This is a genomic window from Embleya sp. NPDC005575 (assembly GCF_040605455.1).
Classification (GTDB): Bacteria; Actinomycetota; Actinomycetes; order Streptomycetales; family Streptomycetaceae; genus Embleya.
The window spans coordinates 82,691-105,228 of sequence record NZ_JBEXCV010000010.1 but is presented as its reverse complement, the minus strand read 5'-3'; the positions used below and the strand labels follow the sequence as shown (position 1 = coordinate 105,228).

Genomic DNA, 22,538 nt, shown 5'->3' with positions numbered 1-22,538 from the left:
CGGGCCGGCCGCGTTCCGGCTGCTGCCCGCGCGCGTGCGGGTCGACCTGGCCCGGCGCATCCTCGGCCCCTCGGCCGCTTGGTGGTTGCGGGATCGGCTGGACGGGCGGGTCCCGGTGCGGGACGCGCAGACGGTCACCGGGGCCCGCCGCGAGCCGGACGGGCGGGCCCGGATGTTGCTCCGGGACCGGACCGGATACCAGCGCGAGGTGCACACGGACCATGTGCTCGCGGCGACCGGCTACCGGATCGACCTGGCCGCGCTGGGCTTCCTCGCGCCGCACGTGCGGCGGCGGATCACCACGGTCGGCGGGCTGCCCGCGCTGGACGCGGCGTTCGAGACGACCGTGCCGGGCCTGTACGTCACCGGCCCGCCGGCCGCGGCGACCTTCGGCCCGGTGGTCCGCTTCGTCCACGGCACCGGCTTCGCCTCCCGCCGCCTGGCAGCCGTACTCGCGGCCCGCTTCCAGGGCTAGTTCCCGGGGCACCGAGCACGGCGTCCGCACAGGTCCGAAAGCGCCGGACGGGCCGATCAGCCCGTCCGGCGCTCGACAAACCCGGCCGCCGTGTCAGCGCGAGTGCGGCTCCAGTCGGACCACGATCGACTTCGAGGTCGGCGTGTTGCTTTCGTCCGCCGTGCTGTCCAGCGGCACCAGCACGTTGGTCTCCGGGAAGTAGGCCGCGCAGCAGCCCGCGGCGGTGTCGTAGGACACCACCTTGAACGACGGCGCTCGGCGCTCGGTGCCGTCGCTCCACTCGCCGACCAGGTCGACCAGGGCGCCGTCCGCGATGCCGAGTTCGGCCAGGTCGGTCGGGTTCACGAAGACCACCCGGCGGCCCTGCTTGATCCCGCGATAGCGGTCGTCCAGGCCGTAGATCGTGGTGTTGTACTGGTCGTGCGAGCGAACCGTCTGCAGGATCAGCCGGCCCGGCGGTACCCGCAGCACCGCGAGGTCGTTGCGGGAGAAGTTCGCCTTGCCGGTCGTGGTCGGGAACGTCCGCGCGTCGCGCGGCCCGTGCGGCAGGACGAAGCCGCCGGGCTCGCGCACCCGCCGATTGAAGTCGGTGAAGCCCGGGATCACCTGCTCGATGCGATCCCGAATCAGGTCGTAGTCGCGTGCGAACTCGCGCCAGGGCACCGCCACCCGATCGCCGAGCACCCGCTCGGCGAGCCCGCAGACGATCGCCGGCTCGGAGCGCAGGTGCGGCGAGGCCGGCGGCAGCTTGCCGCGCGACATGTGCACCGCGCTCATCGAGTCCTCGACGGTGACGAACCCGTCCTGCTCGGTGCGACCCAGCGTGGGCAGGATCAGCGCCCGCCGGCCGGTGACCGCATGCGAACGATTGAGCTTGGTGGACACCTGGACGGTCAGTCGGGTGGCTCGCAACGCGGCCTCGGTCGCGCTCGTGTCCGGGGTCGCCGAGACGAAGTTGCCGCCCACCGCGACGAACACCTCGACCTTGCCGTCGCGCATCGCCCGGATGGTGTCCACCACGTCGTATCCGTGCTCGCGCGGCGGGGCGAAGCCGAACTCCTTCTCCAGCGCGTCCAGGAACGCCGTCGAGGGCTTCTCGTAGATGCCCATCGTCCGGTCGCCCTGCACGTTGCTGTGCCCGCGCACCGGACACACCCCGGCGCCCGGCCGGCCGACATTGCCGCGCACGAGCAGGAAGTTGACCACCTCGCGGATGGTCGGCACCGAGTTCTTGTGCTGGGTCAGACCCATCGCCCAACACACCACGATCCGCTGCGAGTCGAGCACACGCCGATGGATGCGCTCGATCTGCTCGCGCGCGAGCCCGGTGGCCTCGAGCACGTCGGCCCACGGCGTGGTCCGCACATCCGTTGCGAACTCCTCGAAGCCGTGCGTGTATTCGTCGATGAACGCACGATCCAGCACGGTGCCCGGCGCGGCGTCCTCGGCTTCGAGCAGCAGCCGGTTCAGTGCCCGGAACAGCGCGAGGTCGCCGTTCAAGCGGATCTGCGCGAACTCGTCGGTCAATCGGGTGCCCGAGCCGAGCATGCCGGACACCTTCTGCGGATTCTTGAACCGCAGCAGTCCCGCCTCGGGCAGCGGGTTGACCGCCACGATCGAGGCGCCCGCCTGCTTGGCCTTCTCCAGCGCGGACAACATCCGCGGGTGGTTGGTGCCCGGGTTCTGCCCGACCACGAAGATCAGGTCGGCCTGATACAGGTCCTCCAGCGACACGCTGCCCTTGCCGACCCCGAGCGTCTGGGTCAGCGCCGAGCCGCTCGACTCGTGGCACATGTTGGAGCAGTCCGGCAGGTTGTTCGTGCCGAACGCGCGCACGAACAACTGGTACACGAACGCGGCCTCGTTGCTGGTGCGGCCCGACGTGTAGAACGCCGCCCGATCCGGCGAGTCCAGCGCCGCCAACTCCTCGGCGACCACCCCGAACGCGTCCTCCCACGATATCGGCGCGTAGTGCGAGGCGCCCTCGGCGAGGTACATCGGCTCGGTCAGCCGGCCCTGCTGGCCCAGCCAGTAGTCCGACTTGACGGCCAACTCGGCGACCGGGTGCGCGGCGAAGAAGTCCGCGTCCACCCGGCGCACGGTGGCCTCCTCGGCGACCGCCTTGGCGCCGTTCTCGCAGAACTCGGCGACGCTGCGATGGTGCGGCTCGGGCCACGCGCACCCGGGGCAGTCGAAGCCCTGCTTCTGGTTGACCTGAACCAGGGTGAGCAGGCTGCGCTTGACCCCCATCTGGCGGCCGGCATGGCGCAGCGACCAGGCGACGGCCGGCAGTCCGGCCGCGTACTCCTTGGGCGGGCCGATCACGAGGCCCTCGTCGCCGACGTCGTTCACGGGCGGCTTGCTGACCATGCGGGTGCTCCTGCTGCTGTTCGAACCGGTCGCTTCGACACGACCCTGGTGCCCCGTACGTTACGCCCCCGCGGTTGAGTGTCCGCAGCTCAGCAGCCCTGGAGCAGCCGCGGCCCCTGGGCGATCTCGTCCAGACTCTCGGTGTACAGCCGCTGCGGGGCGACGCCCAGCTCGCCGGTCAGCCGGTGTGCGGTGGCCCGAACCATCGCCGCCGACCCGCTGACGAACACGTCGTGGTCGGGCCAGCGCCCGTACCGGGCCAGCACGTCGGGCAGCGCGCCCTGATCACCGGCGAAGGAGCGGTCGTGGGTGACCGCCGGGATCACGTTCAGCCACGGATACACCTCCGCCATCGCGGACAGCGCGTTCAGGTCGTACAGGTCCACCCCGTACTTCGCGCCGATGAACACGTGCGCCCGGTTGGCCAACTGCCGCTGGGCCATGTGCTGGACCAGCGCCTTGATCGGCGCCAGGCCGGTTCCGGAGGCGACGCACAGCGTGCTGCGCAGCGTCTCGCCGCGCAGCACCAGGCCGCCGCGCGCGGGCCCGAGCCGAACGTGGTCGCCGACTCGGGCCCGGTGCACCAGCGCGTTGCTCACCCAACCCGCGGGCACCGCGTGCACGTGCAGTTCGAGCCGGCCGTCCACACGCGGTGCGTTGGCGATCGAGTAGTGCCGCCACACCCTGGGCCACCACGGCGTCTCCAGGCTCACGTGCTGGCCGGGGTGATAGGGCAGCGGCTGATCCGGCTGCACGGTGATCACCGCGATGTCCCGCCCGCGCGACTCGTGGCCGGTGATCACCGCGTCCCACCAGGGCGGGGACTCCTCGGCGTCGTCGGCGGCGGCCTCGATCATCACCGCCGCCGCCCACGTGTACACCTCCAGCCAGGCAGCCTGGAGTTCGGCCGTCCAGCGGGTGCCCAGGTAGCGGGCCAAGGCCCCGATCAGCGCGGAGCCGACCGCGTCGTAGTGCTCGTCGAGTACGCCGTACTTGCGGTGGTCCCGGCCCAGCCGGCGCAGGAAGCGGCGCAGCTCGTGAGGTGTGTCGCCGCCCGCGCCCAGCCGCAGCAGCGCGGCGAGCAGTCGGTCGCGCTGAAGATCCATGGCCGGCGGGAACAACTCGCGCAGGTCGGGCCGGCGCAGGAACAGCAGGGCGTAGAAGTGCGAGACCAGATCGTGCGCGGCGGGGGCGACGGCCGTGAGGCTGCCGCGGAGCAGATCGGCCCGGGAGGGATCGGGACTTCCGGACATGACGGACCGCATCCTCGTGTACTCGGAGAGCGACCCGACGGCGGGACATGTACTGCCGAATCCGGAAACCGCCGGTCACTCGAAGGGAAAGTGAGACGACGGTAGGCGGCCGTGTGAATGCGGAGGGTGGGTAATGCGGGAAGCCCGCCGCGTGAACCGCGGCGGGCTTACGCTTGAGGATTTCTTGCGCCGTGTGGGTGACAAGGACGGTGCGCCGGCCACCCGACGATCAGAGGTTGGTGTCCTTGTCGAAGGTGGCAGCGATCATGGCGTCCGCGCTTCGCCCGGCCCCGTTCGGGTCGAGCCCCTTCGCCAACACGTTCTCGGCGAAGTTCTTGAGCGGCACCGCCGACCAGCCGGGCGCCTGCGGGTAGGGCCGGCCCTGCCCGAGCGCGGCCAACGTGGCCGGTCGCATCACGTTCGTGCTGCCCGAGGTGGTGGTCAGGTCGGCCAGGGCCGGCACCGTCTCGTTCTCGTTCGCCCACCGCTCCTGCCAGGTCGCCGAGGCCAGCACCCGGAGCATGTTCACCGCGCCCGCGGGGTGCGGGGTCTTCGCCGACACCGCCAGCACCCCGCCCCACACGCCGACCGCTCCGGGCTTGTCCGCACCGCGGCCGGGCATCGGGAAGGCGCCCAGGTTGCGCGCCGTCTCGGGGGAAGAGCGCAGCAGATCCGGGAAGATCCAGTCGGCCTGGATCATCATCGCCGCCTTGCCCCCCGCGAGCACGGCGGTGCTTTGGCCCGCCGGATCATTGGCCTCCTCGACGTCCTTCGGCGCGGTCGAATACGCCTGGAGCTTCTGGTAGAAGGTGATGCCCGCTCGGCCCTCCGGGCCGGCGAGCCGTCCGGCCCAGCGCTCGCCCTCGCGCACGGCTATCTCGCAGTCGTCCTGGTACAGGCACGCGGCGATCGTCTGCCACGCCTTGCCGACCAAGTGCAGCGCCTCGAACTTCGGGTCGCTCGCGTAGTGCTGCTTGAGCTTGTCCAACTGCGCGATCCACTCGTCCCGAGTGCGTGGCACGGTGAATCCGGCCGGGTCGCACAGCCGCTTGTCGTAGACCACCACCGGCGCGTACACGTCCATCGGCAGCGCGTACAGCCTGCCCTCGAACGTGCACGCCGCCCGGGCCGCCGGGTGCCAGGCATCCACGTTCAACCGGCTCGCGTACGGCGTGAGGTCGAGCAGGTCCCCGCGTCGCACCCGACGGGCCAGGGTGAAGGTCTGCGCCGGGAAGATGTCCGGGCCGTTGCCCGCGCTCAGCGCGGTGTCCAGCTTGCGATTGTCGATCGTCTCCTGGACCTCGGTGCGGGCGGTCCCGTACGGATCCGCCTTGAGCAGCGCGGCGGCCAGGTCGGTGTTCGTCTTGGCCTGGTCGACGCCCGGGGTCAGCGGCTTTTCCAGCCACAGCGTGAGCGTGTACGGGCCGCTCTCGCCGGTGGGCGGCTCCGGGGTGGGCGGGACCGGGGGCGCCGGCGTGGTGGGGCGCGGCGTCGGTGTGGGCGCGGCGCCCTTGTCCTCGCCGCGGGTGAGCAACCACGCGGCGACACCGCCACCGGCCGCGACGACCGCCGCGACCGAACCGGCCACCATCACTGTGCGCCGAGACGATGCACCGCCGCCGGGTGGCGGCGGAGTGGGTCCCCAGCCTGGGGGAGGCGGCACGTTCGGGTACTGCGGCGGCGGGCCGGCCGGGTATTGCGGTGTCGCACCGCCCGGGTACTGCGCCGGCGGGCCGGCCGGGTATTGCGCCGGGACTCCGCCCGGGTACTGCTGCGGCGGTGGCCCGGCCGGGTAGTGCGGCGGCGATCCGTCCGAGGGTTGCGGGGGTGGTGGCCCGGCCATCGGCGCATGGGTGGGCCGAGGGGGCGGGTGGGCCGATGCGCCATCCTCCGATGTCAGCTCTGATGACACCTGCGGGTCGTCATTCCACGACGGCACAGTGCGGCTCCTCCGGTCGGTGGGATACGGATGTTGTCAAACCCTGGGCCGCTTGCCCACCCGCCCTGCTCGGGAGATCCATCAAGCCGGCGAAACGCCGAACTCGCGGGCCACGATCGGGTTCGCGGCGGCTGCCGCGGCCAGCGGATCGGTGCCGGCCAGGGTCTGCCTGGAAAGCTCGACCAGCGGGCGCTCGGACCAGCCGGGCGCGACCGGATACGCCCGCCCGCCCACCGGCAACGCCGTGATCGAGGCCGCGATCATCGGATTGTCCGGCGGCAGGGCCCGGTCCAGGCCGGTGCGCACCGGGACCAGTCGGCCGTCGGTGGCGATCCGCGAGCGCCAGCGCTCGGTGGCGATCAGCGCCAGCAGGTCCATCGCGGACTCCTTGAACAGGCTGGACGCCGACACCGCGAGCACCGTGCCGCGCACCCCGACCGCGGCCGGTCTGCCCGCCGTGCGGCCCGGGATCGCGAACGCACCCAGCACCGCGCGCAACGCCGGATTCGCCGCCACCACCGCGTCGTACAGTGCCGAGTCGGCGATCGCCGACGCGACGTTGCCCTTGGCCACGCGGGTGACGATCGCCGGGTCGTCGTTGCCCACGCCGATCGCGTCCGGCGCGTAGGACTGCAGGTGACGGAAGAACCTGGCCCCCTCCACCGAGCCGGGCAGGTCGAGCGTGCCGCGCCACGCGTCGCCCTCCTGGACCGCGATCGTGCCGTCGTCCTCCCATACGCACGAGGCCAGGATCGGCCACCCGCCGCCGGGTACGTACAGCGCGCGGTAGTCGGGGTTGCTCGCGTTGGCCAGGCGCAACTTCTCCAGGTCCGCGACCCAGGTCACCCGATCGGCGGGTACGCCCACCTGTGCGGCCTGGAACAACCCCTTGTCGTACAGCACCACGGGCACGTTCGCGGCCAGCGGCAGCGCCATGATCCGGCCGGCGGAGGTGACCGAGGCGCGCACCGCGGGGAACCAGGTGTTGGCGTCGAACCGGCTCTGATGCGGCGTCAGGTCCATGATCAGGTCGGCAGCCTTGAACCGGGCCAGGGCGAGCAGGTCCAACTCGAACACGTCCGGCCCGCGGCCCGCGCGCAGCGCCTGCTCCAGGGCCTGGGTGTAGCCGGCCCTGGACTGGAGCCGGCTGCCCAGCCGGACCCCGGAAGCGCTCTTTCCGAACTCCAGTCCCAGGTCGCCGAGCAGCGCGGTGGGCACCAGGTTCTCGGTGGTCCAGACGGTGAGTTCCTGCACCGAGGTGTGCGTGCTCGGACCGGCCGAGGCGACCGGACTCGGCGGCGGCACGGGCTTCTTCGGTGTGGCTTTGGGCGAGTCGCCGCCCCGGCTCAGCGCCCAGGCCGCCACCGCGCCGCCGAGCACCGCGGCGCCGCCCGCGACGGCCAGGAAGCCGCGGCGGGACTTGGCCCGGGTGTCGGACCGACGGGCGCGGGAGGGGGCTGCCGCCCTGGCGGGCGGCGCGGCGGGCTCGGGCGTGGCCGCCGGTTCGGCCAAGGTCGCGGCCTCGGCCGGTGCCGGGTCGGGTTCGGCGTCCGCCGCGGCCGCAGCCGAGGAAGCGGATGCGGACGCGGCCGCGCTGCCGGGCGGCGGGGCCGGTACGGTGCCCGGCGCGTACGGCTCGCTGCCGGGCATCGGCTGGGGCGGCTCCCACGGATTGGCCACCCGTTCGGCCACCCACGCGGCGCCGGCCGCGGACAGCCAGGTCGGCCCCGGGGTGCCGGCCGCGACCCGGACCACCTCCTCCGGTGCGGGCCGGTGCGCGGGGTCCTTGACCAGGCACGCGGCGATCAGGGTGCGCAACGATGCGGGCACGTCGCCGAGTTCGGGATCACCGTCGGCGACCCGATCGGCCACCGAGCCCGCCGCGCCGCCCCGATCGAACGGGCCGACGCCGGTCGCGGCGAACGTGAGCACGGAGCCGAGCGAGAACACGTCGCTCGGCGGACCCACCGTCAGATCCCGGACCTGCTCCGGCGAACGGAAACCGGGGGAGTCGAGCACGGTGCCGATCACCACGCCGTCGGCGGTTACCGAAGAGCCGGCCGACCCGTGCGCGATCCCGAGCCCGGGCAACCACGGTCCGTCCGGGCCGAGCAGCACCGAAGCCGGATCGAGTCGGCCGTGGTGGAGCCCGACCGTGTGCAACCGATCCAGGGCGGCCGCGAGTTCGCCGGCGAGCACGCGCAGTGAATGGCCGGGCAACGGGCCGTGCCGGCGCACCGTTTCCTCCAGGGTCGGACCCGGGAGGTGGGTGGTGGCGTACCAGAGCTGACGCCCGGTGGTGTCGGCGTCCAGGATCATCGCCGTGCCCAGGCCGGGCAACCGTCGGGCGGCGTCCACCTCTTCGCCGAATCGGGCCCGGAAGGCGGGATCACGCCCGAGGTCGGCCCGGATCACCCGCACGACGACGGGTGTGTCGTCGGGCGCGGCCCCCAGATAGGTCCGAGCCGTGGTCCCTTCGCCGAGCCGGCCCACCAATCGGTAGGCACCAACGCTCGAAGGGTCCTCGTCGTGCAGCGGCCGCATGGCAGAAACTCCGTTTCGCTCACCGGTGTGAACGGTGCCGAAGTCTGCCATGAAGCGGCCCGCGCTCCGGCCACCCGTTCGGCCGCCCGCCATCCGAGCCCGTCATATCGGTGGACGCCGGGCGCCGCACCCCCCGGTGGGCGCCCCGACGCCCGGGCTTCCTAGCGAGCCCGCGGCAGCCCCAACCGATGCTCGGCGATGTTGTTGCGCTGGATCTCGCTGGTTCCGCCATAGATCGTGGTCACCGGAGCGTCCCGCGCGGCATGGTCGACGAACCACGCGTCCCCGGGCTCGCCGAGCAACCCCTCGGGCCCGGCCATGTCCAGGCACGCCTCGGCGGCGCGGTTGTACGCCTCGCTCGCGAACAACTTCGCGATCGAGCCCTCGGTCGTCGGCAACCCACCCGCGCTCGCGATCAGCGCCGGTCGCAGGGCCAGCAGCGCGGTGATCTCGTTGTCGATCGCGATCCGGGCCAGCCGCTTGCGCACCGAGGTGTCGTCCATCGCCCCGCTCTCGGCCGCCCACCGGGTGAACCGCCGCAGCAGCGAGACACCCTGGTTCATGTTGCCGAACACACCGCGCTCGTACGCCAGCGCCACCTTCATCACGCCCCACCCGCCGTCGACCTCGCCCAGCCGCCAACGATCGGGCACCCGGACGTCGGTGAAGTAGGTGATGTTGGTACGGTCTCCGCCCATCGTCTCCACCGGCTGGAAGGAAATGCCCGGCAGGTCCATCGGCACCAGGAACATGGTCAGTCCGCGATGCTTGGCCACGTCCGGGTCGGTGCGGGTCAGCAGGATCACGTATCCGGCCTCGTGCACGAGCGTGGTGAACATCTTCTGCCCGTTCACCAGCCACATCGGCTCGTCCTCCGGGTGGCCCAGGACGCGCTCCGCGCGAGTGGCCGCCGCGGCCACGTCCGAGCCCGACCCCGGCTCGCTGTAGCCGAGCGCCGCGATCGCCTCGCCGCGGTGGAATCGGGGCAGCACCTCGGCCAGATGGAACGCGCTGCCGATCTGCTCGACGATGCCCGCCACCAGCATCGTATTGGCCAGCCCGTAGAACGGTGCGTCGGCCAGCCCGAGTTCGTCGAACAGGACGTACAACTCCAACGGATCGCGGCCGGTGCTGCGACCGGGCCCGGCCATGCCCTCGGCGATCACCCCGGTCGCGGCGAGCGCGCGATGGAACTCCCAGTCGTGGAACGTGCCGGTGCGCCGGGCCCGCTCGATCATGTCCTCGGTCAGGTGCTCCGCGACGAATGCCCGGATCCAGCGCCGGAACTCCTCCACCGACTCCTTCGGCCGAAAGTCCATCAGATGCTCCCCACAGGTCCGAAGAGGTCGTCCGCCAACCGCTGGTACTCCTCGTCCGGGTCGCCCAGGACCAGCGGCCAACCCCGCGCGCGACGGAAGTAGAGCTGGATGTCGTATTCGAGGGTCACCCCGTATCCGCCGTGGAAGTGCACCGCGCGATACGTCGTGGTTCGGGCCACCTCGGCCGCGGCCAGGAACGCCATCACCGCGAGCCGGCCGGCCTCCGCCGGATCGCCCTCGTCGGCGCACCACGCGGCCCGCGCGGCCAGCAGTCGGATCCCGTCCACCGGCCCGACCAGGTCGGCCAGCCCCTGCTGGACCGCCTGGAACGCGCCGATCGGCTTGCCGAACTGCTCGCGCTCCAGCGTGTACGCAACCGCCAGCTCCAACGCCCGCTCGGCCAGCCCGGCCAGCGTGGCCGCCGTATACAACTGCCACTCGCGGCGCAGCATCGCGAAGCGCCGCGCCGCATCGTCCCCGTCGGCCAGCACCACCCGGCCGCCCCGATCGTCGCGCACGTACCGGTCGGCGAGCGGCGCGCACGCGTGGTTGACCAGCGCGGTCATCGGCGGTTCGCCGCGCACGGCGACCAGTTCGTCCTCGTCCAGGGCCACCACGACGTGCGCGACCGCGCCGCCGGGCACCAGGCGGGCCAGCCCGTCCACGGTCGGTCGCAGTGCGGGCGCCACGATCAACGTGCCCTCGGCCGCCTCCGCGCACCACGGGGTGTCGACCAGCAGCGGGGACGCGGCCAGGTGCCCGCTCAGCGGCACCGGCGCCAGGACCCGGCCGGCCTCGTGCAGGAGCAGGGCCAGATCCGAGCGGCCCGCTCCACCACCGCCGGCCCGTTCGGGCAGCGCCATGCCGGGCGCGCCCATCGCCGCCAGTCGCCGCCACAGGTCCGCCGCGAAGCCGAGCGGCTCGGCCGCGCGAACCACGGAAATGGGGCATCGGTCCGTGAAGAACTCCGAAAAGGCGGCTCGTACCGCCTTTTGATCTTCCGTCGGTTCAAGATCCACCGGCGACCTCCGTTCACACCTCGCCGCTCGCACGAGCCGGCCGGCGCAAACGTAGTCCCTGGCGGTGGACCGATCCATGGCATCGCCCGCCCGGGCGAGCGATGTGCCGGAGATCTCGATCCCATGACATTACTTGCCAGTAGCTGACTGGCGGGTTGCTCTTTGCGAAGATCGGCTGCCCGAGTGACAAACAACGAGAACAGGTGCTTTCCGCCGTGCGGATCCGGGGCGATCGAGGCGATCACCCATACGATCCGAGGAATAACGGAAAGCGAAGGGAGAACCCGCTGTGCGTGCATACCGCCACGTGGCGCTGGTGCTGATCGCCCTGCTGGGTGCGGCCCTGATCATCTTCCCGCTGGCCGCCGGCCTGCCGAAGAAGACGCAGGCTGTCGACGATCTGACCAATGACTTCCGCCCGGCCTTCACTCCGGCCGCGATCGCCCAGAGCCGGACCGACCTGGTCACGATGAACGAGATGCTCGCGCAGCTCCAGGCGGAGACGCTGCCGGGCCTGGCGAAGCAGGCCGGGATCGAGACGCCGGCGCTGATCAATCTGATGGGCGTGACCGCACCCGAGGTGGGCAAGGGCCTCAAGGAACTGCCCACGATCATGCCCCGGTTCAACAAGCTCGCGGGCACCATGGACGCGCAGGCCGGGAACTTCCGCCAGGCCGACGACATTCCGACGGCGGACGCACCCAATACCGCGGTCACCTACCTCTATCTGATCCCGGGCATCGTGTTGCTCGTGGTCGGCGCGGGCGGCCTGGTGTTCTCCCTGGTCGGCAATCGGGTCGTGCTGAGCACGGTGTGCCTGGCGCTCGCCGCGGTGGTCGGTCTCGGCATGGTGGTCGGGGTCTTCGCAACCGGGGTGATCGGCAAGACCAAGGCGTCCGAGAAGATGTTCACCGCGTTCCGGCCCACCTTCACCGACGCCGGATACCGGCAGGCGCACAACGACCTGGACACGCTGGGCAAGATGGCGGTCGGGATGAAGACCAAGTCGCTTCCGTCGATGGCCGCGTTGCTGAGGAAGCCCCCCGCGCAGTTCACCGCCGAACTGGCCACGCAGTACCCCAAGGTCGGCAAGGGCCTGGTCGAGACCGACCGCATCCTGGCCAAGTTCAACGCCCTGGTGGAAAACATCGGCGCGAACGTCGACACCTTCAAGAAGGCGGACAGCATCCCGGACGAGGACACCGAGGTCTCGGTCATGCCGTGGCTGCTGTTCGGTCCGGGTCTGGCGGTCTTCCTGGTCGCCGGCACGGCTCTGGTGATCCGGTTCACAGGCCGCGGGAGCGACTCGGTCGACCGGGCCCAGGCGACCCCCAGGCAGCCGTCGGGCGCCTCGGCCTGAGTGCTCGAACGGGCACGGTCGCACATCGGCCGAGCACCGCGCGCGTAGTTTGTCCGGATTATTCCCGAGGTATGGCCAAAAGCAGGAAAAGACCGGTTCCCTGATATGTCCGGGAAGTGGACGTAAAGCGACCCTTGGTCGATCGAAATGCACGTGCATCGGCGTAGTGCAGACGCAGAAATCGTCGATGCACGTGCATCCGGTCTTGCAGTTGGGGTCGGCATCCTCATAATGAAGTGTGTGCATGTGCACGCGCATGTGCATGGACGCTCTGTGAGGCGAGTCCTCTGGCGGCGTTCCCAACAGGCCGGGGACCAGTACCCGCTCGGAGGCACGGATGACCGTCGCGAGTCCCGCAGGGTTCCGGACGTCGACGTTTCAGTGGATGGAGCCTCTGGCCGGGGATATGGGCCCTACATCCGATATTGCGATACAAGCCCTCGCCGCCCGTCGCGAGTCGGTCAAGGCCGCTCGGGACTTCACGCAGTCGGTGCTCGCCGGCTGGGGCGCCGCGTGCTTGGAGGACGACCTCGCGCTGGTCGTGTCCGAACTCGTCACCAATGCGTTGTGTCACGGACTCGGTGCAGGCCGCGACGATGTGGCCGATGTCGCGCACAACATCCAACTCGCGCTCCTGCGCAAGGGTGAGCGAGTGATGTGTGCGGTTCAGGATCCCGGTGAGAGCCTCCCGGAGGCCCAGGCCGGCGGCGAGGACGAGGAATCCGGTCGGGGTCTGTACCTGGTCGGCTGCTTCAGTGATTCGTGGGGCTGGTTCCCGCTGGACGGTATGGGCCGGCGTACCGGAAAGGTCGTCTGGGCGATGTTCGAGATACCGGCCTGACAAACACGTTCCGCAGTGAATGGACCGCATCGCGTTGCAGGCATAGCGTTGCGGGTTTGCGGAGAGTTCTAATTCACATTCGGAAGCGGCAACCGAATGCAGCGGTATCCAACTTAAGGCTGTGAAGCGTTTACCCGTCGATCCGTCGACGGGTTTTCTGCATTCTTACGCCCGTTTCGTCCCTCGCCGCTTAAGCAGCTTTTACGCTTCCTTTGAAACCTTGAGGAATGCATGAGCCCTCCCGTGTGAGTGAAGTCGGGCTGCGCTATCATCACCGTTGTACGCTGCATATGCATGGTCAGATGCACGTGCATGCGTAAGTCGGATCGGTTCCGGAAGAAATTGCGACGGACCGGGACGAAGGAACGACACGTGCCGCAACCGGGGGCGGGCGACCGCCGTCGGGTCGCTCGGCGAGAGGTCCAGGAGAAGCGTCATGCAGGCAACGCACAACGGGGTATCGGCGACCGCGCTCGACGGGGTCACCTGGCAGAAGAGTCGCCGGAGCAACTCGCAAGGCAATTGCGTGGAAATGGCTGCGCTGCCGGACGGCGACGTCGCGGTCCGCAATTCGCGCCACCCCGACGGGCCGGCGTTGATCTATACGCGCGCCGAGATCGAGGCGCTCATCCTCGGGGTCAAGGACGGGGACTTCGACAACCTGCTCGCGTGAAAGCCCGCCCGGGTTGCTCCGCCCGGGTGGGTCCACACACGTCGATCCGGGTCAGTTCTCCTTCAGGATCCGCTGAAGCAGATCCACACTTTTGTCCGGCGGCATGCCGTCCACGCTCAACCGGTCCATGACCTCGGTATACGCGTCGACCTCGTCGCGTTTGTCCAGATAAAGCGCGCTCGTGAGCTGTTCCAGGTAGACCACGTCCGGCAGGTCGCTCTCCGGGAACCGCAACAACAGGAACGGGCCGCCCTCGGCCGCGTGCGCGCCGAACCGGAACGGCATGATCTGGATCGTGACGTTGGGCAGGGCGGCCATCTCGATCAGGTGCCGGACCTGATCGCGCATCACTTCCCGACCGCCGATCGGGCGCCGCAGGGCCGCCTCGTCCAGCACGACCCACAGCCTGGGCGGCTTGTCGCGGTACAGGATCGACTGCCGCTGCATCCGCAGACCCACCCGGCGGTCGACCTCGGCCGCCGACGCGGAGGGCTGACCGGCGATCACCACGGCCCGCGCGTACTCCGGGGTCTGGAGCAGGCCGGGCACGAACTGCACCTCGTAGGTGCGGATCACCGAGGCGGCCTCCTCCAGGCCCACGTAGACCTGGAACCAACTCGGCAGGATGTCGTTGTAGTTGTGCCACCAGCCCTGAGCGTTGGCCTCCGCCGCGAGGCCGAGGAGCGCCGCACGCTCGGTCTCGTCGCCCACGCCGTACATCGTGAGGAGATCAGCCACGTCGCGCTCCTTGAAGCTGACGCGCCCCAGTTCCATTCGACTGATCTTGGATTCGGAGGCGCGGATCTCGTATCCGGCCTCCTCCCGCGAAATCCCCTTCGCTTCGCGCAGACGGCGAAGCTGGGAACCGAGGAGAATACGGCGAACCGTCGAGCCGCTCCCCGGCTGCGTTGCGGGCATCTGCTACCTCCGGCTGAATGGACCAGCGCATAGTATGCCGGCGCGTTGCCACGCGTCCTCGGATCATGGTTACAACAGCACTCTCTTGACGATGTGCCACCACCCACCCGAGTCGTTCACGTGCCGCGGTCCCGCCGCTCATGTTCGGGCCCCGGGCCCCAGCCGCCCATGCTCGCACAGGTGATACCACCTAATCGATGCCGCGGCACCGCGAATCCCCCTCTACTATCGGGTAATCCGGATGTTTGCGACGAACGAACGGGCCGATACGCACGCTACGCGCGCAACCAGTGACTCGTGTCGTATCCACCGCCGTTCGGGTGCCCCGTGGCGTGCCGCGCCCGAGCCGGCCGGACGGGCGCCCGGCGCACCGGAGTCGACGGCGAAGGCGACGCGCAAGCGCGCCCGTTCGGGCCGGCGCCGGCCGAACAGGCGTCGTCTCGGGTCGACTCCCGCTGTCGGACGGGATGTCTACCGTTTTTCGCATGTCCTCCCCGGTGCACTCCTTCACCTACCTGCGGTCGTCCACCCTCGCCGCCGTCGACGGCGAACGCTCACTCGGCCTGCAGACCTGCGGCGGCCTGAGTTCGCACGGCCTGAGCCCCTTCCCGCGCTTCTTCGACGGCTTCCTGACCGCGCCGGAGGCGGCCGCGGGCGGGCTGCTCGCGGTCGCCGACGTCGCGGCGGCGCGCTACCACCAGCCGCTCCGGCCGGGCCTGCTCGACCCGGTGGTGACCGGCAACGGCGACCGCCTGCGTTTCGAGTCGTTCTCCGCGTGTTGCGGCGTGCACGCCCGCCTGGACGTACTGCCCGCCGGCATCGACGGCGAGATGTTCGGCACCGGCACCACCAACGTGGACGTCAACGCGCCGCTGCGCGAGGCGCTGGCGAAGGTCGGCGGCGCCGATCCGCTGCACCTGGCGGTCGGGCCCGACGACGTGACCGTCACCACCTTCGACGGCCCGGTCGTGGAGAAGAAGGTTCCGCTGCCCGAGCGCTGGCTGCGCGGATTCGCCGAAGTCCAGGTGATCTCTGCCGGGTTCGACCTGCGCGCCGAGCTTGCGGCGGGGGAGGCGGTGCGTTTCCTGCGTGCGCTGCCACGCCGCGCCGGACAGCCGCTGTGGGTGGTCCCGGCCGGGCGTTCGCTGCGGCTGACCGCCCGCCCGCTGCCGGGCGCGGTGTGCCTGCCCGGGCCGGATCGGCTCCAGGCACTGACCCGGCTGCTGCGTCACGCACTCGCGCTGCGCGTGTACGGACCCGCCGTACACGCGCGCAGCACCGCGGTGTCCTCCGCCTGGGAGATCGAACTGCCGGGCATGCGGCTGACCTTGACCCTGTCCCCGGATCCGGCCCGGGGCTTCTCCGGCGAGGGCGCGGTGCTCACCGGCCTGGCCGCCGACTCCGGCGCCGCGGACGCCGACCTGATCTCGGCGCTGCTGGCCTGGGAACCCCGGGTCGAGGTGGGCGAGTTGGCCGCCCGCTCCGGGCTCGCCGCCGACCGGGTGCGGGCCGCGCTGGTCCGGCTGGGCACCGGCGGCCGGATCGGCTACGACGTCGCCGAGGCGGCCTACTACCACCGCGAGCTCCCCTACGACACCGGCAGCGTGGAGCGGATGAACCCGCGCCTGCGGGACGCCCACGCCCTGGTGGCGGCGGGCGCGGTGACGCTGACCGGGACCGGCGAGAGCGCGACCGTGCGCAGCGGCGAGCACACCTACGGTCTGCGACTGGCCGGGGCGGGCAGCTGCACGTGCCAGTGGTGGGCCGAGTATCGCGGCGGGCGCGGGCCCTGCAAGCATCTACTCGCCACGCAGATCGTGCGCGGTCGGGCCGCCGGCGACCCGACCGCGACGGCCCAAGCAGCGCAGGAGGCGAACCGATGACCGGAACCGAACCGAGGACGACCGGGAGCGGGAGCCCCGCCGGGACCGAGCCGCCGACCCGGGCACCGCTGACGTGGACCCGGGTGCAGGAGGCCGTGGTCGAACAGGATCGCAGGGGCGAGGACCCGGCTCCGATCGTCGCCCTGTTCGCCCGACGCACCGAGGCCGAGCGCCGCAAACTGCTGCCGGAATACGAGGAGGCGGTCCGCAAACTCCGGAACACCGTGCGCGGCCCGCGCTCGCTGCGCTACGTGGGCGTCGCGTGCCTGGGCGGGCCGGCCGCGATCGCCCGGTGGCTCTCCCGTACGGACATGACGTGGCCCACCAAGGGCGGCGGCGGCCAACGAGCCGTCCACACGCTGCTGGCCCAGCGCAACCCGGCCTGGATACCGAACATCGTGGACCGGCTCGCCGTGAAGATGCCCGTGGACCCGTGGGACAACCAGTGGGACGTGGTGGACGCCCTGGTGCGTGGCAGCGACCTGCCCACCCCGACGACGACCGGCTTCGTGGTTCGCTGGGCGGAGAAGGTGGGGCGGGCGAGCATCGGAACCGGGTACACGCTCACGGAGCGGCTGCGCGACGACCCCTACTTCACCGACCTGTTGCCCGCCCTGTTCGAGGCCGCCGGGGTCGGCGCACACCTGGAGAACCACGACTCCCTGAAGCAGCCCGGCCGGCCCGGCTGGGGTGCCGCGCTGGCCGAACTCGCCGAGGCGAAGGTGATCGAGCGGGACAGCGTCCTGGACGGCTGCCTCTCCCGCCTGCTGCGCGGCGAACGCCCGGCCGCGCTGCGCGCGTTCGTGCACGTACACGAAGCGATGGCGCCCACCGACGACGAACTCGCCGCCCGGGTCGACTCCTACCTGCGGCTGCTCCCGGACGCACCGTCCCCGGTGGCCGGGACCGCCCAGGAGGTGCTGCGCCGGTTGGACGCCGCAGGCCGGTTGGACGCGGAACGGCTCGCCGAGGCGAGCCGGGCGGTGCTGTTCCGCAGCGAGAAGAAGCTGGTGGGCAGCCAACTCACCTGGCTCGGCCAGGCGATCAAGCGCCACCCGGACCACGCGGGCTCTCTGCTGGCCTGTGCCTGCACCGCGTTCGGGTCGACCGCGGTCGACCTCCAGGGGCGCGCACTCACCCTGATCGCCAAGCAGGTCGGCGGCTTGGCCCCGGATCAGGCCGCCCTCGTGCACGACGAGGTGCGTGCGCAACTGCCGCTGCTGGGTCAGGCGCTGCGCCCGGAGGCGGCGGCCCTGATCGGCGAGAGCGTGGCCGCCGAGCCCGAGCCGGCGCCGCCGCTCGTACCGCCGCCTTCGCGCGAGCTGCCGCCGCCGATCGCTTCGCCGGCGGAACTGGTCGAGGAACTGGCGGTGTTGTTCGCCCGCACGCCGAACCCGTGGGTGGACACGCGCGGCCGGGCCACCGACCCGCTCGCCGTGGAGCGGATCGTCTCCGCGATGCTGCGCGAGCACGCACGCGACTGCGAGGCGTTGCGCACCGCGCTGTTGCCGCTTACCGAACGGCACGGACACATAATCCACCAGCACTGGTTCATTCATCAGGTGCAGGGCGCGGTCGGCGCGATGGTGGCCGCCGCCACCGGCCACGGCGGTTCCCGCTCCGGCTGGTTCCGCAGCCTGTTCGGCAAGGGCACCGAGGCATCCGATCACGAGCTGATCCCCGGCGCCAAGGTCGACGTCGAGCGACTCGAACCCGCGCAGCGCTTGCTGCTCGCGCGCCTGTACGAGGTGGGCACCCGGCTGCGTCTGCCGCGCAGCGGCCCGCATCTGGCCGAGATCGCCGACGCGACCGGCTTCGTGGACCCCCAAGCCCTCGTTGCGGGCCTGGAACAGTGGGAGGCTTGCGGACACACCCCTTGGCGTCGGGACGTCGACCAGGCGTTGCTGCGGCTGCCCGCCGACATCGACTCCGCCGTGGTCGCCCGGGCCGGCCGGCTCACCTCGCCCGCCGGGCTGCGGGTGGCCGCGGTGCTGGCCGCCGGCGGGCCGCCGGCCGCGGTCGTCGGGCGGCGGCGCTTCGACCGGATCCACCGCGAGTTCTCCTCCCGGGACCGGGGCTGGGTGCACTTCGACGGCCCCCTGGCCTCGGTCGCCCCCGGCGATCGTGCGCTGCTGCCCGAGAGCGCGCTGATCCTGTACGACCTGGCCGACCCGGGGGCCGCCGCGCGCGGCGGCGGCCGATCCGAGAACACCGAGCCGGACCTGCACTGCTGGCCGCTGGTGCTGCCCCGGGACCGGGACGCGCTCGCCGCACACGTGGCGATCCGTACCCAGCGCGCGATCGGCGGGACCTGCCGAGGCGCGGAGATCCTGCCCGCCCTGGCCGAGTCGCACGGCCCGCTCGGACCGGGCATGTCACTCGCGCTGGCCTACGCGCTCGGCGCGCAGGCGGCCGAGGACCGCGCCGCCGCGGTGGACGCGGTGGTGACCCTGGCCATCCGGGGTGATGCGTGGGACACCGCGGCGCTGGGCCGCGACATCGGCGAGGCGGTGCGTACCCGGGGCCTGAAGACCACCCGGGTGGTCACCTCGTTGCAGGACGCGGCCCGAGGGGGCGCGGGGCGGGAGGTGTGGGGCGTCATGAGCGGCTTCCTGCCCGATCTGCTCGCCGGCACGAAGCACACCGGCCTCGCGGACGCCCTGGTCGTGGCGGCGGAGACCGCCGCGAGCGGCGGCGGGCGGGCCGGGTCGATCCCGGGGCTGGACGCGCTGGCCGACCGGAAGGGGAGTTCGCGGGCGGTCGGCGAGGCGAAGCGGTTGCGCCGGCTTCTGGCAGACCGCGGCTGAGCACACGCCGCGCGTCCACGGAACGGGCCGGAGAGGCCCAGACCCGTGAAGCCGCAGCGGCCGGACGGGTCGAAAACGCCCCGTCCGGCCCTCGGATCACAGTTCGTTCAGCTCCTTCACCCGGGCCAGGGTGACGCCGTCCGCGACCGGAAGCATCACCGGTTCGACCCTCGGGTCGGCCTTGACGTGTGCGTTGAACGCGGCCACCGCCTCCGGCGTCGGGTCGCCGCTCGGCTTGAGGACCAGGCCGCCGTAGAGCACGTTGTCGACGATCAGCAGACCGTTCGGGCGCATCCGCGGGACCAGTGCCTCCCAATAGGAGATGTACCCGTCCTTGTTCGCGTCCAGGAACGCCAGGTCGATGTGCGGGTGTGAGGGCAGCGCGTCCAGCGTCTCCAGGGCCGGGGCGATCCGCAGGTCGATCCGGTCGTCCACGCCCGCCTCGCGCCACGCCTCGCGGGCGATTGCGGTCCACTCCTCGGACACGTCGCAACACAGCAGCCGGCCGCCCTCGGCCAGCCCCTTGGCGATGCACAGCGCCGAATAGCCGGTGAACGTGCCGACCTCGACCGCCACCTTCGGCCGGATCACGCCCGCCAGCAGGGTCAACAGCGCGCCCTGCTCGACCGGCACCTGCAAATTGGCGAACCGGCCCATCTCCCGGGTCCGTTCGATCACGCCGCGCTGGACCTCGTCCGGCGCGAGCGAGTGGTCCAGGACGTAGTCGTACAACTCGGCGGTGACCTGCACCTGCTTGTCGAAGGACATGGCTCAGCTCTCCTCGGGGCGTGCCGCGGAATCGGGGCGCCGGGGCGCTTCGCGGCGCGCGGATGCTTCGGACGGCGCGGGCAGGGCGGTGTCCCAGGGCAGCAGCAACCCGAAGTCGCGGACCAGGAGCCGCAGCACCTCGTGATCGTCCGTCAACTCGCGTTCCTCCCGGGACCCGTCGCTGTGCACCACGGTCAGTAGTCGGCCCTCGATGTACGCACGCCGATGCGGGCCGCTGCACTGCACCCGCAGCGTATTGCGGAACGGCGAGTGCGGGTGCGTCGCGATGTACCAGTTGGCCATCTCGAAGTCGACCGACTCCCGGCGCTCCAGGGTGAACGCGTACACCGTGAACCAGCCGTCCTCGCCGTACACGGTCTGCAACAGCCACAGGTCGCGCTCGCGCACCAGCCGGTAGCGCCAGGCACCCTGCGGATTGGCCACACCCGGCAGCAGCGGCAGCGGCTCCAACAGGCCGCCGCTGCCGAAGCCGACGTCGGCGATGTAGGGGTGCGCCTCGCCGGGCACCTCGACCATGAGCAGCATGTGGGTCATCGGGCGGATCGCGTCCGTGCCCATCCGCACCCGCGCGGCCAGTCGGGTGACCCGAAAGCCCAGCGCCTCCAGCACTCCGGCGAAGAGCAGGTTGTGTTCGAAGCAGTAGCCGCCCCGGCCCTGGCGGACCAGCTTGTCCTCCAGGTCGGCGAGTTCCAGCGAGGGCACTCCGCCCAGGAGGACCTCGACATTCTCGAACGGGATGCCGACCACGTGCGCCAGGTGCAGCGAGCGCAACGTGGCCCAGGTGGGCGCCCGCTCGCCGGACCAGCCGGTGCGGGCGAAGTACGCGTCGAGGTCGAGGTGGTGCGGATGGCGCACGAGCCGTCTCCTTGGGATCCGGGGGCCACGATCGCACCGATTCTCACACGCGAGCCTCGGCCGACGGCGCCGTTGCCCCGGCGCGCCACCCGATAGGTTCGGATCCGGTCGGGCCCGGTGTCGGTCCGCCGCTCACATCCACACGTCGTCGTGTTCTCGGAGGTCGATCATGAGCGAGCAGCAGTCGAAGCAGCAGCCGGAACATCGGTCCGAACAGGACGAGCAGGCGATCGAGGAGTTGGCCGGGCGACTGTTCGAGGCCGCGCGCACCGGCGACGCCGAGACCCTCGGCCGATACGTGGACGCGGGCCTGCCGGCGAACCTGGCCAACGACCGGGGCGACACCCTGCTGATGCTCGCCGCCTACCACGGACACGCCGACGCGGTCCGCGCGTTGCTCGCCCGCGGCGCGGACCCGGACCGGGCCAACGACCGCGGACAGACCCCGCTCGCGGGCGCCGTGTTCAAGAGCGAGCGCGAGGTGGTCGCGGCGCTCGTGACCGCGGGCGCCGATCCGGACGCGGGCACGCCGAGCGCGCGCGAGGCCGCTCGCATGTTCGGCAAAGAGGACATGCTTTCCGCGACCGGTGGGTAACAAAGCTATGACCCTCCGTCAGTTCCCGCCTTCGCCAGGGACAGCCGGGCGGGAGGGCCCGGGGGGAGGCGCGAACGATGTCCGACCAACCCGCGATACCGCGTCTCGACCCGGACGAATTCCCCACCGGTGCGGGCCTGCTGCACCTGCGGTCGGATCTGCCCGAGGCGCTCGACGGCACGTTTTCCCCCTGGTGCGACCGGCACCACGACGACCTGCTGCGGGTGTCCGGTTTCCGGCGGGCCCGCCGCTTCGTGCTGTGCGGGGCGTTCGGCAACGGTGAGGCCGAGGCCGGGCCGCCGGCGGCGCGCTACCTGACCGTGTACGACCTCAAGCACGTCGGGGTGCTCGCCGCCGGCGGCGGCGACCTGCACGACAGCGCGGGTACGCCGCTTCCGCCCGAACTGATCGGCGCGGTCACCTCCTCGCGCCTGGACTGCCGGGAGATCCGCCGCTGGCCCAACGTGTCGGCGAGCCGGCTCTTCCCGGCCGGCGACAAGCTGCTGCACCTGACCGCGCACGGCTCGGGCGCGGCGATGGGGCGCTGGCTGCACGAGGAGGCGGTCGCCGAACTGCTGCGCTCACCCGGGGCGGTGGGCCTGCGCTGGTTCGACGCGGGCGAGGGCCTGCACGTGGTCCTGTGCGAGGTGAGCGGCCCGATGTGGCCGCTCCCTCCGCACGTGCCCCAGGACTTGGGTCCGGCGGTGTGGAGTGGATACCGGCAGGTCTATGTGGCGGGAGGGTGAGGGGGCGGGGGTGGGTCGGGGGCGCTGACGCGCCGGGCCGCAGCCAAACTCGGCGGCCCGGCGCGGCCGGGCTCCTCGCCGCAGCCGATCCACCCGACCGCGGGCAGCCACACTGGGGGCCGCGGGGCCGGAGCAGGGTCCCTCGGTGCCCC

Annotated in this window: 16 protein-coding genes and 1 pseudogene; 8 read left to right on the top strand and 9 right to left on the bottom strand. The window is 71.6% G+C overall.

The window, feature by feature from the left end; all coding sequences use genetic code 11:
• Positions 1–475: pseudogene (locus ABZS54_RS05755) on the top strand (NAD(P)/FAD-dependent oxidoreductase); the annotation flags it as partial.
• 93 nt (positions 476–568) lie between these two features.
• Here the strand turns inward: ABZS54_RS05755 and ABZS54_RS05750 are convergent.
• The 6 genes from ABZS54_RS05750 to ABZS54_RS05725 form a co-directional block, all read right to left on the bottom strand.
• Positions 569–2,845 (bottom strand): FdhF/YdeP family oxidoreductase, encoded by a 2,277-nt coding sequence (locus ABZS54_RS05750; protein WP_355531422.1) that lies wholly within the window; start codon positions 2,843–2,845, stop codon positions 569–571.
• Positions 2,846–2,934: 89 nt separating this feature from the next.
• The gene (locus ABZS54_RS05745) at positions 2,935–4,098 is read right to left on the bottom strand and encodes an FAD-binding oxidoreductase (RefSeq protein WP_355531420.1); all 1,164 of its coding nucleotides are present in this window, start codon (positions 4,096–4,098) and stop codon (positions 2,935–2,937) included.
• 229 nt (positions 4,099–4,327) lie between these two features.
• Positions 4,328–5,689: an extracellular solute-binding protein gene (locus ABZS54_RS05740; RefSeq protein WP_355531418.1), complete on the bottom strand. Its 1,362-nt coding sequence runs from the start codon at positions 5,687–5,689 to the stop codon at positions 4,328–4,330.
• Positions 5,690–6,118: 429 nt separating this feature from the next.
• On the bottom strand, positions 6,119–8,581 hold the full coding sequence (locus ABZS54_RS05735; protein ID WP_355531416.1) for a serine/threonine-protein kinase: 2,463 nt from the start codon (positions 8,579–8,581) through the stop codon (positions 6,119–6,121).
• Positions 8,582–8,742: 161 nt separating this feature from the next.
• Entirely contained in the window at positions 8,743–9,900 is a 1,158-nt protein-coding gene (locus ABZS54_RS05730) for an acyl-CoA dehydrogenase family protein (RefSeq protein ID WP_355531414.1), read from the bottom strand.
• Complete coding sequence (locus ABZS54_RS05725; RefSeq protein ID WP_355531412.1) at positions 9,900–10,919, bottom strand: acyl-CoA dehydrogenase; 1,020 nt, start codon at positions 10,917–10,919, stop codon at positions 9,900–9,902. The genes ABZS54_RS05730 and ABZS54_RS05725 overlap by 1 nt, the downstream gene beginning before the upstream one ends.
• A gap of 289 nt (positions 10,920–11,208) precedes the next feature.
• Here ABZS54_RS05725 and ABZS54_RS05720 point away from each other — a divergent pair, with 289 nt between their 5' ends.
• The 3 genes from ABZS54_RS05720 (at position 11,209) to ABZS54_RS05710 (ending at position 13,793) form a co-directional block, all read left to right on the top strand.
• Positions 11,209–12,279 carry a hypothetical protein gene (locus ABZS54_RS05720; protein ID WP_355531410.1) on the top strand — a complete coding sequence of 357 codons (1,071 nt, stop codon included), beginning with the start codon at positions 11,209–11,211 and terminating at the stop codon, positions 12,277–12,279.
• A 385-nt stretch (positions 12,280–12,664) separates the two neighbouring features.
• Positions 12,665–13,120 carry an ATP-binding protein gene (locus ABZS54_RS05715; RefSeq protein ID WP_355531408.1) on the top strand — a complete coding sequence of 152 codons (456 nt, stop codon included), beginning with the start codon at positions 12,665–12,667 and terminating at the stop codon, positions 13,118–13,120.
• A gap of 436 nt (positions 13,121–13,556) precedes the next feature.
• Positions 13,557–13,793, top strand: a complete 237-nt coding sequence (locus ABZS54_RS05710; RefSeq protein WP_020554482.1) for a DUF397 domain-containing protein — start codon at positions 13,557–13,559, stop codon at positions 13,791–13,793.
• Between the two features lie 51 nt (positions 13,794–13,844).
• Here the strand turns inward: ABZS54_RS05710 and ABZS54_RS05705 are convergent, their stop codons facing one another.
• The gene (locus ABZS54_RS05705) at positions 13,845–14,711 is read right to left on the bottom strand and encodes a helix-turn-helix transcriptional regulator (protein WP_355531406.1); all 867 of its coding nucleotides are present in this window, start codon (positions 14,709–14,711) and stop codon (positions 13,845–13,847) included.
• A gap of 485 nt (positions 14,712–15,196) precedes the next feature.
• On the opposite strand from ABZS54_RS05705, the gene ABZS54_RS05700 reads away from it, so the two are divergent.
• Together ABZS54_RS05700 and ABZS54_RS05695 are read left to right on the top strand one after the other, a co-directional pair.
• Positions 15,197–16,594: an SWIM zinc finger family protein gene (locus ABZS54_RS05700; RefSeq protein ID WP_355531404.1), complete on the top strand. Its 1,398-nt coding sequence runs from the start codon at positions 15,197–15,199 to the stop codon at positions 16,592–16,594.
• Positions 16,591–19,401 (top strand): DUF6493 family protein, encoded by a 2,811-nt coding sequence (locus ABZS54_RS05695; RefSeq protein WP_355531402.1) that lies wholly within the window; start codon positions 16,591–16,593, stop codon positions 19,399–19,401. The genes ABZS54_RS05700 and ABZS54_RS05695 overlap by 4 nt, the downstream gene beginning before the upstream one ends.
• 96 nt (positions 19,402–19,497) lie before the next feature.
• On the opposite strand, the gene ABZS54_RS05690 is transcribed toward ABZS54_RS05695, so the two are convergent.
• Together ABZS54_RS05690 and ABZS54_RS05685 are read right to left on the bottom strand one after the other, a co-directional pair.
• On the bottom strand, positions 19,498–20,169 hold the full coding sequence (locus ABZS54_RS05690; protein ID WP_355531400.1) for an O-methyltransferase: 672 nt from the start codon (positions 20,167–20,169) through the stop codon (positions 19,498–19,500).
• 3 nt (positions 20,170–20,172) lie between these two features.
• On the bottom strand, positions 20,173–21,045 hold the full coding sequence (locus ABZS54_RS05685) for an arylamine N-acetyltransferase (protein ID WP_355531398.1): 873 nt from the start codon (positions 21,043–21,045) through the stop codon (positions 20,173–20,175).
• A 169-nt stretch (positions 21,046–21,214) separates the two neighbouring features.
• Here ABZS54_RS05685 and ABZS54_RS05680 point away from each other — a divergent pair, with 169 nt between their 5' ends.
• Both ABZS54_RS05680 and ABZS54_RS05675 read left to right on the top strand, forming a co-directional pair.
• Positions 21,215–21,640: an ankyrin repeat domain-containing protein gene (locus tag ABZS54_RS05680; protein ID WP_355531396.1), complete on the top strand. Its 426-nt coding sequence runs from the start codon at positions 21,215–21,217 to the stop codon at positions 21,638–21,640.
• 77 nt (positions 21,641–21,717) lie between these two features.
• Positions 21,718–22,386 carry a hypothetical protein gene (locus tag ABZS54_RS05675; RefSeq protein ID WP_355531394.1) on the top strand — a complete coding sequence of 223 codons (669 nt, stop codon included), beginning with the start codon at positions 21,718–21,720 and terminating at the stop codon, positions 22,384–22,386.
• Positions 22,387–22,538 lie beyond the last annotated feature (152 nt).

Excerpts from the sequence above, each read along its gene's own strand:
- ABZS54_RS05750 (WP_355531422.1), bottom strand. The coding sequence starts at position 2,845 with ATGGTCAGCAAGCCGCCCGTGAACGACGTCGGCGACGAGGGCCTCGTG.
- ABZS54_RS05745 (WP_355531420.1), bottom strand. The coding sequence starts at position 4,098 with ATGTCCGGAAGTCCCGATCCCTCCCGGGCCGATCTGCTCCGCGGCAGC.
- ABZS54_RS05740 (WP_355531418.1), bottom strand. The coding sequence starts at position 5,689 with ATGGTGGCCGGTTCGGTCGCGGCGGTCGTCGCGGCCGGTGGCGGTGTC.
- ABZS54_RS05735 (WP_355531416.1), bottom strand. The coding sequence starts at position 8,581 with ATGCGGCCGCTGCACGACGAGGACCCTTCGAGCGTTGGTGCCTACCGA.
- ABZS54_RS05730 (WP_355531414.1), bottom strand. The coding sequence starts at position 9,900 with ATGGACTTTCGGCCGAAGGAGTCGGTGGAGGAGTTCCGGCGCTGGATC.
- ABZS54_RS05715 (WP_355531408.1), top strand. The coding sequence starts at position 12,665 with ATGGAGCCTCTGGCCGGGGATATGGGCCCTACATCCGATATTGCGATA.
- ABZS54_RS05710 (WP_020554482.1), top strand. The coding sequence starts at position 13,557 with ATGCAGGCAACGCACAACGGGGTATCGGCGACCGCGCTCGACGGGGTC.
- ABZS54_RS05705 (WP_355531406.1), bottom strand. The coding sequence starts at position 14,711 with ATGCCCGCAACGCAGCCGGGGAGCGGCTCGACGGTTCGCCGTATTCTC.
- ABZS54_RS05700 (WP_355531404.1), top strand. The coding sequence starts at position 15,197 with ATGTCCTCCCCGGTGCACTCCTTCACCTACCTGCGGTCGTCCACCCTC.
- ABZS54_RS05695 (WP_355531402.1), top strand. The coding sequence starts at position 16,591 with ATGACCGGAACCGAACCGAGGACGACCGGGAGCGGGAGCCCCGCCGGG.
- ABZS54_RS05690 (WP_355531400.1), bottom strand. The coding sequence starts at position 20,169 with ATGTCCTTCGACAAGCAGGTGCAGGTCACCGCCGAGTTGTACGACTAC.
- ABZS54_RS05680 (WP_355531396.1), top strand. The coding sequence starts at position 21,215 with ATGAGCGAGCAGCAGTCGAAGCAGCAGCCGGAACATCGGTCCGAACAG.
- ABZS54_RS05675 (WP_355531394.1), top strand. The coding sequence starts at position 21,718 with ATGTCCGACCAACCCGCGATACCGCGTCTCGACCCGGACGAATTCCCC.